This window comes from Streptomyces sp. NPDC057877, from assembly GCF_042796855.1.
GTDB lineage: Bacteria > Actinomycetota > Actinomycetes > Streptomycetales > Streptomycetaceae > Streptomyces.
In genome coordinates, this window is the sequence record NZ_JBHVMS010000003.1 from 328,679 (window position 1) to 344,536 (window position 15,858).

General features: G+C 71.4%; 13 protein-coding genes and 1 pseudogene. 9 read left to right on the plus strand and 5 right to left on the minus strand.

Features of this window, described 5'->3' with window-relative positions; all coding sequences use genetic code 11:
* Positions 1-34: 34 nt before the first annotated feature.
* The 4 genes from ACFVQG_RS09335 to ACFVQG_RS09350 all read right to left on the minus strand — a co-directional run bounded on the left by ACFVQG_RS09335 (position 35) and on the right by ACFVQG_RS09350 (position 2,304).
* Positions 35-841: a hypothetical protein gene (locus ACFVQG_RS09335; protein ID WP_383378633.1), complete on the minus strand. Its 807-nt coding sequence runs from the start codon at positions 839-841 to the stop codon at positions 35-37.
* 258 nt (positions 842-1,099) lie between these two features.
* Positions 1,100-1,549: a hypothetical protein gene (locus ACFVQG_RS09340; protein WP_383378635.1), complete on the minus strand. Its 450-nt coding sequence runs from the start codon at positions 1,547-1,549 to the stop codon at positions 1,100-1,102.
* 183 nt (positions 1,550-1,732) lie between these two features.
* Positions 1,733-1,987: a DUF2933 domain-containing protein gene (locus tag ACFVQG_RS09345; protein ID WP_383378637.1), complete on the minus strand. Its 255-nt coding sequence runs from the start codon at positions 1,985-1,987 to the stop codon at positions 1,733-1,735.
* A gap of 53 nt (positions 1,988-2,040) precedes the next feature.
* A complete protein-coding gene (locus tag ACFVQG_RS09350) occupies positions 2,041-2,304 on the minus strand; it encodes an SHOCT domain-containing protein (RefSeq protein WP_383378639.1) in 264 nt (87 codons plus the stop codon).
* A gap of 206 nt (positions 2,305-2,510) precedes the next feature.
* Here ACFVQG_RS09350 and ACFVQG_RS09355 point away from each other — a divergent pair, with 206 nt between their 5' ends.
* The 7 genes from ACFVQG_RS09355 (at position 2,511) to ACFVQG_RS09385 (ending at position 11,020) form a co-directional block, all read left to right on the plus strand.
* The gene (locus ACFVQG_RS09355; protein ID WP_383378641.1) at positions 2,511-5,315 is read left to right on the plus strand and encodes a heavy metal translocating P-type ATPase; all 2,805 of its coding nucleotides are present in this window, start codon (positions 2,511-2,513) and stop codon (positions 5,313-5,315) included.
* Positions 5,312-5,644: a metal-sensitive transcriptional regulator gene (locus ACFVQG_RS09360; RefSeq protein ID WP_383378643.1), complete on the plus strand. Its 333-nt coding sequence runs from the start codon at positions 5,312-5,314 to the stop codon at positions 5,642-5,644. The genes ACFVQG_RS09355 and ACFVQG_RS09360 overlap by 4 nt, the downstream gene beginning before the upstream one ends.
* Positions 5,645-6,477: 833 nt before the next feature.
* Positions 6,478-6,588 (plus strand): keywimysin-related RiPP, encoded by a 111-nt coding sequence (locus tag ACFVQG_RS09365; protein WP_383378645.1) that lies wholly within the window; start codon positions 6,478-6,480, stop codon positions 6,586-6,588.
* A gap of 26 nt (positions 6,589-6,614) precedes the next feature.
* Entirely contained in the window at positions 6,615-8,453 is a 1,839-nt protein-coding gene (locus tag ACFVQG_RS09370) for a lasso peptide isopeptide bond-forming cyclase (RefSeq protein ID WP_383378647.1), read from the plus strand.
* A gap of 31 nt (positions 8,454-8,484) precedes the next feature.
* Positions 8,485-8,739 (plus strand): lasso peptide biosynthesis PqqD family chaperone, encoded by a 255-nt coding sequence (locus ACFVQG_RS09375; protein WP_383378648.1) that lies wholly within the window; start codon positions 8,485-8,487, stop codon positions 8,737-8,739.
* Positions 8,736-9,179, plus strand: a complete 444-nt coding sequence (locus tag ACFVQG_RS09380) for a lasso peptide biosynthesis B2 protein (RefSeq protein WP_383378652.1) — start codon at positions 8,736-8,738, stop codon at positions 9,177-9,179. The genes ACFVQG_RS09375 and ACFVQG_RS09380 overlap by 4 nt, the downstream gene beginning before the upstream one ends.
* Entirely contained in the window at positions 9,176-11,020 is a 1,845-nt protein-coding gene (locus ACFVQG_RS09385; RefSeq protein ID WP_383378655.1) for an ABC transporter ATP-binding protein, read from the plus strand. Before ACFVQG_RS09380 ends, ACFVQG_RS09385 begins: the two co-directional genes overlap by 4 nt.
* Positions 11,021-11,055: 35 nt before the next feature.
* On the opposite strand, the pseudogene ACFVQG_RS09390 reads toward ACFVQG_RS09385, so the two are convergent.
* Positions 11,056-11,277 (minus strand): annotated as a pseudogene (locus ACFVQG_RS09390) (hypothetical protein); the annotation flags it as partial.
* 128 nt (positions 11,278-11,405) lie between these two features.
* Here ACFVQG_RS09390 and ACFVQG_RS09395 point away from each other — a divergent pair.
* Positions 11,406-15,191, plus strand: a complete 3,786-nt coding sequence (locus tag ACFVQG_RS09395; protein WP_383378657.1) for an FG-GAP-like repeat-containing protein — start codon at positions 11,406-11,408, stop codon at positions 15,189-15,191.
* Between the two features lie 279 nt (positions 15,192-15,470).
* Positions 15,471-15,848, plus strand: a complete 378-nt coding sequence (locus tag ACFVQG_RS09400; protein ID WP_383378659.1) for a DUF1330 domain-containing protein — start codon at positions 15,471-15,473, stop codon at positions 15,846-15,848.
* The last annotated feature ends 10 nt before the right edge of the window (positions 15,849-15,858 follow it).

Consider the following 15,858-nt stretch of genomic DNA (forward strand, 5'->3'; position numbering starts at 1 on the left):
GTGTCCTCCACGGGAGGCCACTGAGCGCCTCGCGTCAGTGGCCGTGTCCTGATGCGCCGTGATCCTCGGCGGCATCCTGGGAGCCGGGCGCGGTCGCCGTCGGTTCCGGAGTCGGCTGTGAGCTGGGTGCCGTTCCGGTTCCGGGGGACGTTCCCGCGGTGGAGCCGGATCCGTGCTGGTGTCCGTCCGCGCCGCCCGTCTCCGGCTCCGCTTCCGCCCCGGGCTCTACGCCGTGGCTGTGGCCGTGGCCGTCGCCGCCCGACTCGGTGGCCATCTCCTGGGCGATGCCCTTCAGGCCCAGGAAGGCGACGGCCGCCGTCACGGCGACGAGGACGCCAGCCGGGCCCAGGATGCCGCGCCACCGGGCGGGCTGGTGGCGCAGCACGTACGAGACGAAGGAGAGCGCCAGGCCGAAGGGGATGAGCATCGCCGCGCGTTCGGGGAAGTCCTCGAAGTGCTGCAACCCGCCGCTGAGCATGCCGATGCCGAACGACAGCGCGAGGGAGGCCGCCACCACGCCGCAGACCTTCGCGGCGCTGGGGCGGCTGCGGGTCAGGACGAACTCGTTCAGCACGGTGGCGCAGAGGAAGACCACGGCGCCTATGACGGCGATGAGGGTGTAGCGGGCGGGGTCGAGCGGGTGGTGCACGATGGCGCCGCTGATCAGCCCCGCTCCGACGAACGTCGCGGCATACCCCAGGTAGTCGCCGAGCAGTGCGGGGCGCTTGGGTGCCCGGCGGCGTCCGCGCCGCCCGCCGGTCCTGTTCGCGGGCCCCCTCTCGGTGCGGCGCGGTGCGGGCGCGGTGCCGCCTCTCGCGGACGTGGGTGAACCCTCCGGCATCGCCGGACGGAAGGGGGGCGGCGTGTGGGACGCGGATCGCGGCGCCGTCACGAGGCGGGGGTCGGCGACATGCTGCTGGGACACGGGAACGATGACACCTTTCGGCACGGGTCGGCCAGGGCGCGATCGGCGCTCGGCACCGACCCGGAAGGACACGGGACGGAGAAGCAGCCGGGTGCCCTCGTCGGGGTCGCGGACCGGCTGCCAGGCCGCACGGGGACAGGAGTCGCAAGTGCGGCTGCGACGCGTATCCGGTGTCTAGATCCGCATGATTCCCCGTGTGTGCGGTGATGTGCACGCGCGGGGGCTGAGTGGCCCGTCGACCGGCGGGGTCACGTACGCGGTGTCAGTGGTCCCGGCCTGGGACTGAGCTGGTGGGACGAGCCCAGGCCCGGCAGGCACCGAGGCCCAGCAGTCGCCGTCGGGCAGGGACTCCGGGTCTGCGGTGGCGAGCAGTGGTCCGCTGTCGGCCGCCGCCCCGGTGCGGGTGGGCGCATCCTCCGTCGCCGACGCCTCGTGGCCGTGGGACCCGTGGAGGGAGTGCTGGTTTGCCGCAGGGGGTTCGAGGTGGCGGGCGGCCGTGTGCCGGGTGATGCCGTCATGGGCGTCGGCGTGCGCGAGTGTGTGGACAACGCCGAGCCCGATGAGGAGCAGGGCGAGCAGCAGCAGACGTGCCAGGCCGCCGACTGCTCCTGCTCTGCTCGTCACGTGGGCGCTCCTCGTCCGCGCCCGCGTGGGCAGCGTGCTCGTACTGACCGCCTCAGCGTACCCATGGACGCGTCGGCCCTCGCGGCAGAGCTGTGATCCTCCTCGCGCGGTCCCCTCGCGGGCTTCAGCCCAGCGAGGCGATCACCGCGGCCATCGCGTCACCGCCCGCCGGGCCCGGTCCGGTCAGGGCCGACCCGGTCCGGTGTGGTGGTCGTGCTGGCGCGGCGGGTCCTCGTCCCGGTCCTCGCGGTGTTGGTCGTGGCCGCCGTGCATGTCCTGGCCGTGCATGCCCCGCATCATGAAGAACATCATCAGCGGGCAGGCCGCCACGAGGGCGAGCCAGACCATGCTTTCCAGCGGCACGCCGACCATCAGGGCGCCGACCACGAGGATCGCGGCGGCGAGGGCGTACAGGCCGTAGTTGTGCTTGTCGTTCATCACGGGCCTCCTTCAGCGGAGGGCACAGAGGCCGCACCCAGGGCGACCGGGTCTCAGGCTTTGGTGAGAGGGCCGACGTCCAGCGCGCTCAGGCGGCGCCGGTACTCCTCCTCGTCGATCTCTCCGCGGGCGAACCGCGCACCGAGGATCTGCTGCGGTGTGGGCGCGGCGGGAGTGTGGGTGTGCTCGTTGGGCCGGTTGACGGCGCGGAAGACCAGCACGAGGGCCGTGATGATCAGCGCCCAGAACGCGACCATGCTGACCGACATCCCGAACCAGCCCCACCCGTTCATGCCGTGGGCGTACCAGAACATCATCGCCACTCACCTGCTTCGGAATAGTCGGCGACCGGGCGCTGGACGGGCTCCCGGGACTTCCCGCCTTCTCCGCCTCCATCGTCCCTCCGCCCGGTGGGGCGGCCTGGGGCCGGACGGTCCACGACCGGTGGGCCGTTCAGCCCCTACCCGGCAGGGGTATCCGGGCGCAGGCTGGAGAGTGACCCGCCAAGGGAGGCGAGAAGCCCATGGGTGCCGTCGACGTCGTTGTGGTCCTGGCCTCCGCCGCGCTTGTCGCCGCGCTGGGCTGGTATTTCTTCGGGCCGCGCCGGGCCGGTGCCGCCCGGTGGGAAGGCGGCGTACAGCGGGTGGAGGTGACGGTCCGAGGCGGCTACAGCCCCGACGTGATCAAGGTGCGTCAGGGCACGCCGGTGGAGTTGGTCTTCGACCGGCAGGAGGCTGGCGAGTGCACCTCCCGGGTGGTCTTCCCCGATCTCAAGGTCGGTGCGGGCCTGCCCGCCCACACGCGTACGACCGTCCGGCTGAGCCCCGACCGACCGGGCTCCTTCGGCTTCGCCTGCGGCATGAACATGATCCACGGAACGCTGCTGGTCGAACCCGCCAACGGCTCCGCGGGCCCGCCACCGCTCTCCCACGGCCACGACACGGGCACCGAGGCGGAAGCTCCGACGGCCGAAGGACCGCCACCACACGAGGAACGGACGGCCGCCCAGGCGGAGGCGGCCGATGCCACCGAGCGGCAGGCGGAGATCAAGGACCTCACGCGCCGAGTGCTGGCAGGCACGGTGCTCACCGCCCCGGTGCTCTTCGCCGTGATGGCCCACGAACTGTTCGGCGCGGACTGGGTGCCCGGCTGGATGCTGAACCACTGGCTGCAGCTGGCGCTGATCACGCCGGTGATGTTCTACACCGGAGGGCCGATCCATGTGACGGGCTGGCTGACCCTGCGCCACCGGGCCGCCGACATGAACTCCCTGATCACCCTGGGCACTTCGGCCGCCTACGGCTACAGCCTGCTGGTCACCCTCGCCCCCGGCCTGCTGCCGGAGGACCTGCGCGAGGTCTACTTCGAAGCCGTCGGCGTCATCCTGACCCTGATCCTTCTCGGACGGCTGCTGGAGGCCCGCGCCAAGGCCGGTACCGGCGAGGCCATCCGCGCCCTGCTCGGTCTGCAGGCCCGCACCGCGCGGGTGGTGCGCGACGGCGCCGAGTCCGAGATCCCGATCGAGGACGTCGTCGTCGGAGACGAGATCGTCGTCCGGCCCGGAGAGAAGGTCCCCGTCGACGCCGAGGTGGTCTCGGGTTCCTCCGCCGTGGACGAGTCGATGGTCACCGGTGAGCCGATGCCGGTCACCAAGCACACCGGGGACACGGTCATCGGGGCCACCGTCAACGGCACCGGGTCCCTGCGGGTACGGGCGGCCAAGGTCGGCGCGGACACGATGCTGGCCCAGATCATCCGGCTGGTGCAGCAGGCCCAGGCGTCGAAGGCCCCCATCCAGCGGCTCGCCGACGCGGTGTCGGCGTACTTCGTGCCCGCGGTGATCGCCATCGCGATCGGCACCTTCGCGATCTGGTTCACCCTCGGGCCGTCGCCCGCGCTGACGCTGGCGCTGGTCTCGGCGGTCGCGGTGCTGATCATCGCTTGCCCGTGCGCGCTGGGCCTGGCCACTCCGCTGTCGGTGATGGTCGGCACGGGCAAGGGCGCCCAGGCCGGCATCCTGATCCGCTCCGCCGAAGCCCTGGAAACCGCCCACAAGCTGGACACGGTGGTGCTGGACAAGACCGGCACCGTCACCGAGGGCAGGCCCGTCCTGACCGACGTCCGCCCCGCCGAGGAGTTCGACGAGTCCGCACTGCTGCGGCTGGTGGCCGCGGCCGAGGCCGACAGCGAACACCCCCTCGCCCAGGCCATCGTCACCGGCGTCCGCGACCGCGGCCTTCACCCACCGACGGCGACCGGGTTCGGCTCGGTCACCGGCAAGGGCGTCCAGGCCACCGTCGACGGACACACCGTCCGGGTCGGCACCGCACGGCTCCTCGGCGACGTCGGCATCGAGACGACCGCCCTGGCCCGCGTCGCGGCCGACCTCTCCGCCGAGGGCAAGACCCCCGTCCTCGCGGCCGTCGACGGACGTCCCGCAGGTGTGCTGGCCGTCGCCGACACCGTCAAGGACGACTCCGTCTCCGCCGTCGCCGCCCTCAAGCGCCTCGGCATCGAGGTCGTCATCATCACCGGTGACAACGCCCGCACCGCCGCGGTGATCGCCGCCCAGGTAGGCGTGGACCGGGTGCTGGCCGAGGTGCTGCCCGAGCACAAGGCCGACGAGATACGCCGTCTGCAGGGCGAAGGCCGGGTTGTCGGCATGGTGGGCGACGGCATCAACGACGCTCCCGCCCTGGCCGCCGCCGACGTCGGCCTGGCGGTCGGTACCGGCACCGACGTGGCCATCGAGGCCGCCGACATCACCCTGATCTCCGGATCCCTGGGAGGCGTGGTCACCGCGATCCGCCTATCGCGGGCCACCATGCGCAACATCCGGCAGAACCTGTTCTTCGCCCTGGTCTACAACGCGGTCGGCGTCCCCCTCGCCGCGGGCGCCCTCTACCCGATGTGGGGCCTGCGGCTGAGCCCGATCATCGCCGCCGCGGCCATGGCGCTCAGCTCGCTGTCGGTCGTCACCAACGCCTCCCGGCTGCGCCGCTGGCACACCGGGCCACTGCCTGAGGCTTCTCCCGCCCTCGTCCAGCCCCGGGTCGAGACCTTCGCCGACCGGGCCCAGGCCGACAGCACACCCGCCGGGGCGGGTCCTGGGCAACACCAGCCCGCGTCCCAGGGCGGCGAGAACGCGGCCACGGACCCGGTCTGCGGCATGCGGGTGGACACGACCACCGCCGCCGAACACCGGCGGACCGAGCACGGCACCTCCTACTTCTGCTCCGCCCACTGCGCCGCCACGTTCGACGCCGACGCGGACCGGTACACGGCCCCCACACCCGGCAGCACACACGAGGGAGGCGAACCCCGATGACCACCGCTCAGGCCAGCCCTCGCCACCCTCATGGCCAGCACCCACAGGCACCCGGGTACGCCGCCCACAAAGCCGACCACCTGGCCCGCCTGAACAAGATCGAAGGCCAGATACGCGGCATCTCCCGCATGGTCACCGACGACCGCTACTGCATCGACGTCCTCACCCAGATCAGCGCCGCCAGCCGCGCCCTGCAGGAGGTCGCCCTCGGCCTCCTCGACGACCACGTGCGCGGCTGCGTCACCGACGCCGCCCGCACCGAGGCGGCCCAAGCCGAGGAGAAGTTCGCCGAACTCAGCAACACCTTGCGCCGCGCACTGCGTCTGTAGCCACCGTCGCGACGGGGGTTCGCGCCTCGCCACCTGGCCCTGAGGGCCCCTGCAAGGGGGCGCACCTGGATGGGTGCGGGCCATGGAGCACAGCGCTCATCACACCGGCCCCACACACAGCCCCTTCGACCACGAAGACCACGGTCACGCCGCGCACGCGGCGCACCAAGGCGCTCACACGGGGGCGTCCCGGCCGACGAAGGCGAAGGCGGCTGCTCACACCGCTCCCTCGGTCCGGCGCGCGGGAAGGGTGGCAGAGCATGGCGATGTGGTGACCGGCAGGCAGTAAGGACATGCGGTGAGCATCTGTCCCGCGGACAGCATTTCGCTCCCGCGAGGGCGTGAACGCGAACGCCTGACACTGCGGCGCGCGCACCGGCCCAGCAGCGGTCTCCCTCACGGCATGGAAGGCCTGTAGCTGTTGTCAGAACCACGTCTGCGGGGATGGAAGCGCGAGCGTGGACGCGAAGTGCGCCCCGGCGGCTCCGTCCCGCACTCGGGGCGACGCCGCTGCGACATGAGTGGCGGACAGGTGTGGATTCGCAGGCCAAATCGTTTTTTCGAGCTTGCGTCGGCGCTTTCATTTGATGTGGAATCTTTAACTAAACCGGTAAGGCCTGATGCGTCTATCTGACCACTTCCGAAGTTTATCTATAGTCATATTTCCTCTTAGTGGCCTTGCCACGCCATCTGCCGACGCAGCTATCTTTTGGCCGCGCCCGCTTCCTGGCTGGGGGTTCCCGATGAGCCCTGGGCAGGTCGGCAGTGGATCGGTGACCCTGCGCGCTGCCGACCAGGGAAACGGTCGTGACACCTCTCCCTAAGGAGTAGTCGTGAAGAAGGCTTACGAGGCCCCGGCGCTCGTCCGGCTCGGGACGTTCAGGAAGAAGACCGGGCTCCTGCAGAGCTCCGGCAACGACCGGCTCATCCTGAGCAAGAACTGACGACCGACGGTCCTTGACCTGACGTCATGACTGAACTGCACGAGAGTGCGGGGACGGGCCCCGGCGACGCGCACTTCGCGGTCTTCACCGATCGCGAGGACGCGGCCGCCGTGGCCCGCTCCTTCGCCCGTCCCGGAAACCGGACCCTCACACATGCCTCAGGTCGCCCCTGGCTCGTCGGCCAATGGCACGACGAGGACATCGTCAGCGCCCGCGTCGGCACCACCGCCATCGCGATCATCGGTTGCTGCCCGGTCGACGCGGAGGAGCTGCAACGCCGCGCCGCGAAGCTGCGGGACGTCGGGGAACTCGACGCACTGGCCCGGTCCCTTCCCGGGAGCTTCCACCTCGTTGCCGTCCTCGACGGCCGACTCAGGGTGCAGGGCTCCGCGTCGGGGCTCCGGCTGGTCTTCCATACCACCGTGAACGGCGTGCGGGTGGCCGCGACCCGTGCCGACGTACTCGCCCACGTGCTCGGGGCCGAGCCGGACGAAGGGCAGTTGGCGGTAAGGCTGCTGTGGCCGGTTCCCTATCCCCTGTTCGAGGCGTCCCTCTGGACTGACGTCACGGCTGTTCCTCCGCAGGACGCGCTGATCGTCGGGGCGGACGGGCGGACCGCACACCACTCCCGGTGGTGGACACCGCCTGAGCCGGTCCGCACGATGACCGACGGTGCCCCGCTGGTCCGCGAGGCCCTCACCGAGGCGGTAGGCGCCCGCACCCGCCAGGGCGGTGTGGTCAGCTGCGACCTGTCCGGAGGACTGGACTCCACCTCCATCTGCTTCCTGGCGGACCACTCGCCCGCCCGCGTGGTGGCCAGTACGTGGCCGGGGCGGGACCCGGCCGACTCCGACCTGTACTGGGCCGAGCAGGCGGTGAAGCACCTGCCGGACGTCGACCATGTGGTGTGGGACGCCGACGCGTCCCCGCTCGTGTACGACGACCTGCTCACCATCGACGACCTGCTCGACGAACCGACCATCGGCGTCATGGACCGCTCACGGGTGCTGCACCACCTGCCCGGCATGGCTGAGCGGGGGAGCCGACTGCACCTGACCGGCATCGGTGGCGACCATGTGGCCTGGTGCTCCGAGGCGTATTACCACCGACTCGCCCGTACCCGCCCGCTGTTCGCCCTGCGGCAACTGCGCGGGTTCCGGGCCCTGTGGCAGTGGCCGCTCGGCGGCACGGTCCGTGCGCTGGCCGACTCTCGCCCGTACGGTAAGTGGCTCGCCGACTCCAGCGGTCACCTGCGTGACCCGGTCCCCGCCACCGTCACCACCAGCCTCGGCTGGGGCATGCCCCCACGCCTCTTCGACTGGGTGACGCCCGAGGCGGAACGGCTGGCGCAGCGGGCGCTGCGGGAGGCCGCCGCGACGGCCACGCCGCTGCACCCGGACCGCGGCCTGCACGCCGACCTGGAACAGATCCGCTCCTGTACCCGCATCATCCGCCAGTGGGACCGGATGGCGGCCCGGGCCGGGGTGCCGATGGCCTCGCCGTTCCTGGACGACCGGGTCATCGAGGCGTGCCTCGCCGTGCGGCCGAGCGAGCGCGTGTCGCCCTGGCGGTACAAGCCACTTCTCGCCGCGGCCATGCGGGGCATCGTGCCGGAGGCGTGTCTGCGCCGCACCAACAAGGCCACCGCTGCCATGGACGCCGCGGACGGGCTGCGCCGACACCGCGCCGATCTGCTGGCGCTGTGGGAGGGCTCCCGGCTGGAAGCGCTCGGACTGGTCGACGGGAACGCGTTGCGCCGTCTCGCTCAGCGGCCCTCCGCTCCCGGACTGCGCGACGCCATCCTCTACTCGACCATCGCCACCGAAGTCTGGCTGCGCGGTCTGTCCTCCAGCCGCGTTCCCTAGGCCCGCCACCGGAGAAAGGCAGTCACCCACCATGGCATTGAGGTTCGGCCCCGACGTCTCCACCGCCGAGACCGACTACGGCACCGTCCTCCTGGATCAGCGCAGCGGCGACTACTGGGAGCTGAATCCCACCGGCACCCTGGTGGTCAGGATGCTCCTCGAAGGCGGCGACGAAGCTGCGGCAGTCGACGCACTGGTCGAACAGTTCGACATCGACCGAGCCCGTGCGGAGCAGGACGTCACGGCTCTCGTGCAGGGACTGCGGGAATCGGGGCTGGCCACATGACGACACCCAGCGCCTTGGAGCGCCCCACCGGCGTTCCGTTCACCCGGCGTCTGGCCGCCCGCCTCGTGCTGCTTCCCGCCGTCGTCCTGTCGCTGCTGCCCCCGCGCCGGATCCGCGCCTTGCTCGGTGTCGTACGTCGCGGCGCCCCGCCCGCCACCGCCGCACAGGCGAAGAACGCCCGGGACGCGATGTGCGCGGTCAGCCTGCTGTGCGCCGGTCCGAAGGGCTGTCTGCCCCGTTCGCTGGGCGCGGCTCTGCTGTGCCGACTGACCGGCAGTTGGCCCACGTGGTGCACAGGGGCGAGCATGGTGCCCCCCTTCAGCGCGCATGCCTGGATCGAGGCGGAGGGCCGACCCATCGGCGAAGGCGTGCCCGACGACTACTTCAGGCGGCTGCTGGCGGTGGGGCCCGTGACGGCTAACCGGCCGCCCGGCCCATGACGGGCTCCCCGGCGGGGGTCCCGGACCGCTCGACACGGGTCGCGGTGGCCACCATGTACCGGCTGACCACCGGGCACCGGACCTCCATCGTCGTGGCCACCGTGCTCACCCTCGTAGGCTCCGTCCTCGGGCTGGCCCAGCCGCTCGTCGCCAAGCAGATCGTGGACGTGAGCGGCCACGGACGGACGTTCTGGCCCCTGCTGCTCCTCCTGGCCGTGCTGTTCGTCACCGAAGCAGCCACGGGCGCGATGGGCCGCTTCGTCCTGGAACGCATGGGTGAGGGAGTCGTACGACAACTCCGCCACGGGCTGGTGGGACGGCTGCTGAGGCTGGAGATGAGGGAGTACGACCGGCACCGCAGCGGCGACCTGATCTCCCGCGTGACCACCGACACCACCCTGCTCAGGGAAGTGGTCTCCCAGGCCCTCGTCGACCTCGTCACCGGAGCCCTCGTCGCGGCGGGCGCGGTCGCCCTGATGCTGTGGATCGACCCGCTCCTGCTTCTCCTGGTCGCCCTGACCGTGGCAACCGCCGCCGCGGTCGTGGCGTCGCTGCTGAGCGCCATCCGGGCCGCCTCCGAACACATGCAGAACTCCGTCGGCGCGATCGCCGCCGACCTCGAACGCGCACTCGGCGCACTTCCGATGGTGCGCGTGCACCGCGCGGAGGACCGCGAGGCACAGCGCATCGGCGCACGCGTCGAGTCCGCTCACGACGCGGGCGTACGCACCGCGAAACTGGCCTCCGTGATGAGCCCGGCGGTCGAACTCGCCGTCCAGGGCTCCTTCCTGCTCGTCCTGGTCATCGGCGGCCTGCGTGTCACCGGCCACGCCAACTCCCTCGGCGACCTCGTGGCCTTCCTGCTCTATGCCTCCTACCTCGTCCTCCCTCTGTCATCGGTCTTCCGCGCCGTCGGCCTGATCCAGCGCGGCATGGGCGCCTACCAGCGCATCGACCAAGCCATCACGTTGCCCGTCGAGCCCGCACCGGCGGAGCCTCCTACCGTCCGAGTACGTGTTCGCGAACCGGCCCGCCCGACCGGCACCGGCGAACATCCGGCCCTCGCCCTGCGCGACGTCCGCTTCGGTTACGACGCCAAGCGGCCCGTACTGCGCGGCGTCTCCTTCACCGTCCCGCACCGGCAGCAGGTCGCCCTGGTGGGCCGGTCGGGTGCTGGCAAGAGCACGATCTTCGCGTTGATCGCCAGGTTCTACGAACCGGACGACGGCGACCTGCTGTTCGACGGCCGACTCGCCACCGAACTGAGCCGTGCCGCATGCCGCGAACGCATCGCCATCGTCGACCAGAACACCCACGTCGTCCACGGCACGCTACGAGACAACATCACCTACGCCGTGCCTGACGCCGCCGACGCGGAGATCCAGCGCGTCGTCGAACTCGCGCAGCTCGAAGGGGTCGTGAAGCGCCTCCCCGGCGGCATGGCCGGGATCGTCGGGGAGCGCGGCGGCACCCTCTCGGGAGGAGAACGCCAGCGCGTCGCCCTGGCGCGCGCCCTCCTCGCACGGCCGTCGCTCCTGCTCCTTGACGAGCCCACCTCACACCTCGACGCCATCAACGAAAGCGCCCTCACCACGGTCATGAAGGACGTCACCCATGAATGCGCCGTTCTGGTGATCGCGCACCGGCTCTCCACGGTCCAGCACGCCGACCGGATCGTCGTACTGGACAACGGCCACGCCACCGCCTCCGGCCGCCACGAGGAACTGTTGACCAACAGCTCCCTCTACCGCGACCTGGCCACAGGACAAATGCTCCGGCCGGGCACCACCCGCCTCTCCCCTGCGGTGACTCCCCGCACGCGCCCGAACCGTCCACTGTGACTGGTGGAGACACGACCGGCGGCCCAACTCCGGGGCGTGCGGCCCGTGTCCGCGAAGGTGCGCGAGGACAGCGGCTCGTCCCAGACCCTGTTCGCCATGGCCGCGAGGTGGATGCCCCGGCGGATGATCCCGGCCTCGCTTATCCCCCGACGCTTCGCGGCGTCTTCGGTGATCGCCAGGTCCCCGGGGTCGGCGTGGTCCTTCTCCGGGGCCGTGCCGTGTTCCCGGTTCGGCGGGTCCGCTCCGCGACACCCGATAACAGATGTCCCATGAGGCACACCTGTGCGATCATTCGGCTGATTTCGCCGTGCGCCGCCCTCGACCCGCGGTCAGCTGGGCCCCGGCACTCACCTGCGTCGCTCGACGCCGTCCTGGGGGGAACGCAATGCCCTACCGCCTGTGTGTACGCGAGAGACCCGTGGCGTACACCGCGCTCCTGTTCACGCTCACGCTGTCGGTCCTGCTGACGGCCCTTCTCCCGGTCGGCGCGGCACAGGCGGCCGACGGCACCGTGACCACGGCCGCGTCCGAGGCCACCACATCCGCCACCATGGATGGCAGTACCGCATCGTCCGCCCCGGCCGCCACCGCCGACACCGCCGACACCGCCGCTGAAGACTGCGCCCCCCTTCCGCTCGCCCCCTTCGGCGACCCGGGCTCCGCGGTGGGCAAGGCGACGGTCCCCGCCGACGGCAGCGCCTGCTTCACCTTCACCGCCGAACAGCCCGGCATGCACCGGGTGTTGACGGAGAGGAGCGCGACGACCGCCGAGGTCTTCGACGGTGAGACCCCGCTGGACTGCTACGACCCCGCGTGGGGCAGCGGCTGGTGCGCGCTGCCGCGCGCCGGTGCCTTCACCCTGAAGCTGACCGACACCAGCTGGGGGACCGGGAGCCGCGAGATCCCCGTGACCGTCACAGCGCTGGCCTCCACCGCGGGCTGTGCGCGGGAGACCGGCACCTCGTGGGACCTGCCCCCGGTCACCGGCTCCGCGGTCTCCCCGTACGGCCTCGTGTGCCACCCGTTCACGGGAAGGCCCGGCGAGCGGATCACGGTCGACTTCCGCACCGACACGTACGGCGAGAGCGTCAACTGGATCACCGACGAGACGGGTGCCCACATCTGCCCGCACTTCAACGAGGACGACAGCGACGGCTGCGTGCTGCCCGGCGACGGGCCGTACCGGGTGCTGGGGCACGTCAGCTACGCCGAGCGCGGCTTCCCCGCCCCGTACACCCTGAAGATCCGTCGGTTGTCCGACCCCGCGGGTTGTGCGCGTGTCCCCGTGAACGCGTACAACTCCGCGCCCACCACGGTGGATCCGGCCACCGGCTGCAAGGTCTTCACCGCCGCGGCGGCGGGACGGTACAGCGTGTACGAGGTGACGGACGGGGCCCGTTCCTCCCTCACCGTGTACGACCGTGAGGGAAAGACCGTGTGCGCTGGCTGCGGCATCCCCGCCGGTGACTACACCGTCCTCACCGACCACGCCACCCTCGTCCTCGACCGCGCCGGCACCGCTGGCTGCGAGCCTGTCGAACTCGGCACCCACCAGGGCACCTTCGCCACGGCGGGCGAGACCGACTGCCTGACACTGCCGCTGCCCGAGGGCGCCCGGATGGCCGCGCTGACTCCCCTGAGCGGTCCCGCTCCGCAGCCGGAGGTCGTGGTCGTCGACGCCGACGGCGTCCAGCGGTGCGACGGGGAGTCCCTCCGCACGGGCACCTGCGCGCTGACCGGCTCCGCCCCGTTCCGCGCCCTGGTGTCCACCGACGACGACAACACGGCGACCGGCTCGTACCGCGTCGCCCTGCACCGCACCGACGCCGCGAACGCCTGCCCGGCCGTCCCCGCGGGCGACTTCACCGCCGACGGCGCCACGGCCCGGTTCGGCACCGGCGGCGGCGTCTTCTCACACTGCCTGTCCATCCCGGCGGACGACCACAGCGCGACGGAGAACCTCCAGCTGCGGGCCGTCTCCGGTGGCTCCACCGCCGAGTTCTCGGTGCTGGACGCAGGCGGCAAGCAGGTCTGCAACGTCCGGCCCTCCCTGTCCACCTGGACCACCTGTGCCCTCGCCCCGGGCGTCGCGCACACGGTGCTGGTCACCGGCCGCGACACCACCGCCGAGTACACCCTCGCCCGGCGTGACGTCACCGCCACCGCCAAGGGCTGCGCGGCGAACCCGGCGACCGCGGTGGGCGGCCCGTCCACGGGCGGCACTCCGGCCGCACCCGGCCTGCTGCTCTGCCGTCAGGTGACCACCGCCGACGCCGGCGACACCCTGCACCTCGACGTCCGCGACCCGCTGGGCACCGCCAACACCCTGGTGTACGACGCGGAGGGCGACGCCGTCTGCGCGTACCGCAACAAGGCGTGCGCGGTCACCGGCTCCACCAGCTACCAGGTCCTCGTCACCGTCCCGCCGACCTCGAAGGCCGCCGAGTCCTACCGGTTCGACGCCCTGCGGATCGCGACCCCCGCCGGACCGGCCGCCGAGTGCGCCAAGGTCCCGAACGTCAGCTACGGATACGGGCCGGTCACCGGGACCCTGGACGAGCAGCACACCGCTGTCTGCGCCGCGCTGCCCACCGCGTACCGCGACCACTTCGACTTCGTGGTCAGCGACACCGCGGGCGGCACCCAGACGGCTGTGCCCGCGCTGTACGACGCCAGCCTGGACAACACCTGCGCGCTGTACATCCCGACCGGCTACGAGTGCTCCGTGAATGAGCCGTACACGACGGATGTCACCCCGAGCATCCTGGTCGTCGGGCTGCCCGAGAAGGCCTCGCGGACCGCCTACAAGGCGGAACTCGTCTGTACGTTCTCACTCTGCGGCACCGACAAGATCACCGTCGGCACGGTCACCCCGACCAGCGGCGTCAGCGGCACCAAGGCCACGGTGACCGTGACAGGCACCGCCCTGCACGAGGACGACAAGGTACGGATCAGCAAGTCCGGCAGGACGGTCGAGTCCACCACCACCTCGGTGGCCGCCGACCGGAAGTCCCTGACGGCCGTTCTGGACCTGACCGGACTCACCCCGGGCGACTGGTACCTCAGCGTCATCACCCACAACAACTGGGAGTATCCGCGCGGCTCCTTCACGGTCACCCCGGCCCCGCTGAAGAACACCACGGCCCCGGCCGCCACCGGCACCGCCCGGGTCGGCTCCAAGCTCACTGCCGCGCCCGGCTCCTGGACGCCGTCCCCGGACTCGTACGCCTACCAGTGGAAGGCCAACGGCCAGGTGATCTCGGGGGCCACCGCCTCCACGTACCTGGTGCCCGCCTCGCTGCGCGGCAAGAAGGTGACCGTGGCCGTCACCGCACGCAAGAGCGGCTGGGAGAGCACGACTGCCGAGTCCTCCGCCCGTGTCATCACGGCGGCGCCCAGGGACCACGCGGGTACCGGTTCGGTGCCGGACGGCATCGGGGACCTGCTGACGCTGAACTCCAGCGGCTCGCTCACCTTCCACCGTGGTTCCGGTACGGGTGTCTTCTCGGGCAGGACCAGCGGCTCGGGCTGGTCGACATCGGTCAGGGCGGTCCCGTTCGGGGACGTGAACGGTGACCGGTGCAACGACGTGCTGGTGCGGATGGCCAACGGCTCCCTGCGGGCGTACCGGCCGGGCTGCGGGAAGGCGGTCACGCCGTCGACGTCGTACGTGTCGCTGGGCACGGGCTGGAACCAGTACAACGTGCTGACCTCGCCGGGGGACATCACCGGTGACGGGCGGGCGGATCTCATCACCCGCAACTCCTCCACCGGGGCGGTGTACCTGCACAAGGGCACCAGCGACGGGAAGCTGGCGGCACGGGTGAAGCTGTACGACAACTGGCGGGGCTACAAGAAGATCGTCGGGGTCGGGGACCTGAACGGCGACGGCCACGGGGACCTGGTGGCGCAGGACGCCTCCAACGAGCTGTGGCGCTACAACGGCACGGGCGGCGGGAAGTTCACCTCCCGCACGAAGGTCTTCGACAACTGGGGCACGTCGTACAACGTCGTCGTCGGCGTCGGGGACATCACCCGTGACGGGAAGGCGGACCTCGTCTCCCGGGACACCTCCGGCAACCTGTGGCGCAACAGCGGCAAGGGCAACGGCTCGTTCTACGGCCGGGTGAAGATCGCCACCGGGTGGCAGGGCTACAAGGCACTTCTCTGATCCGACGCCGTGAGAGGACGAGGAAGGCCCCGACCGGTTGTGGTCGGGGCCTTCCTCGTCCTCGCCGTGGTCGTAGTACGCGGGGTCGCCCTTGTGACACCTCGCCCGCTCGGCACACCAGGTCGCCGATGGTGGGGCGGCGCGAAGTCCGATCGTCGTACCGACTGGATGGTATGCAGGGTGAGTCCTTTCCTCTAGCCTTCTGTCGACCACCGGCGCGCTGCGGGCCGCGAGAGCGGTCCGCTGCCCGTGCCAGCCCTCGGAGACCGGGAGACCTCCATGGCCGTCGACCCCTCGGGAGCCGCGCTCGCGGCGCTTCGCGCGCACGCGCCGGACGAGCCCGTCGTCATGCTCAACCTGCTGCGTTTCGCGCCCGGTGGCCGTGACGCGTACCAGGAGTACTCCCGCCGGGCCGCGCCCTTCCTGCGGCAGTACGGCGGCGAGTTGCTCTACGCCGGTGACGGCGGCACACCGCTGGTCGCCGAAGACGGGCAGGAGTGGGATGCCGTGCTGCTCGTCCGCTACCCCAGCCGGGACGCGTTCAGCCGCATGGTGGCCGACCCCGAGTACCAGAAGATCACGGCGCTACGGAGCCAAGCCCTCACCGAGGCCGTACTCCAGCCGACCGTCCCCTGGACGCGACGCGGCAGGGACTGAACGTCCCCTC

What these genes read in the sequence shown, in the direction of transcription:
- ACFVQG_RS09345 (WP_383378637.1), bottom strand. Translation starts at nt 1,987, where the DNA reads ATGAACGACAAGCACAACTACGGCCTGTACGCCCTCGCCGCCGCGATC.
- ACFVQG_RS09350 (WP_383378639.1), bottom strand. Translation starts at nt 2,304, where the DNA reads ATGATGTTCTGGTACGCCCACGGCATGAACGGGTGGGGCTGGTTCGGG.
- ACFVQG_RS09360 (WP_383378643.1), top strand. Translation starts at nt 5,312, where the DNA reads ATGACCACCGCTCAGGCCAGCCCTCGCCACCCTCATGGCCAGCACCCA.
- ACFVQG_RS09400 (WP_383378659.1), top strand. Translation starts at nt 15,471, where the DNA reads ATGGCCGTCGACCCCTCGGGAGCCGCGCTCGCGGCGCTTCGCGCGCAC.
- ACFVQG_RS09355 (WP_383378641.1), top strand. Translation starts at nt 2,511, where the DNA reads ATGGGTGCCGTCGACGTCGTTGTGGTCCTGGCCTCCGCCGCGCTTGTC.
- ACFVQG_RS09370 (WP_383378647.1), top strand. Translation starts at nt 6,615, where the DNA reads ATGACTGAACTGCACGAGAGTGCGGGGACGGGCCCCGGCGACGCGCAC.
- ACFVQG_RS09335 (WP_383378633.1), bottom strand. Translation starts at nt 841, where the DNA reads ATGCCGGAGGGTTCACCCACGTCCGCGAGAGGCGGCACCGCGCCCGCA.
- ACFVQG_RS09380 (WP_383378652.1), top strand. Translation starts at nt 8,736, where the DNA reads ATGACGACACCCAGCGCCTTGGAGCGCCCCACCGGCGTTCCGTTCACC.
- ACFVQG_RS09395 (WP_383378657.1), top strand. Translation starts at nt 11,406, where the DNA reads ATGCCCTACCGCCTGTGTGTACGCGAGAGACCCGTGGCGTACACCGCG.
- ACFVQG_RS09375 (WP_383378648.1), top strand. Translation starts at nt 8,485, where the DNA reads ATGGCATTGAGGTTCGGCCCCGACGTCTCCACCGCCGAGACCGACTAC.
- ACFVQG_RS09385 (WP_383378655.1), top strand. Translation starts at nt 9,176, where the DNA reads ATGACGGGCTCCCCGGCGGGGGTCCCGGACCGCTCGACACGGGTCGCG.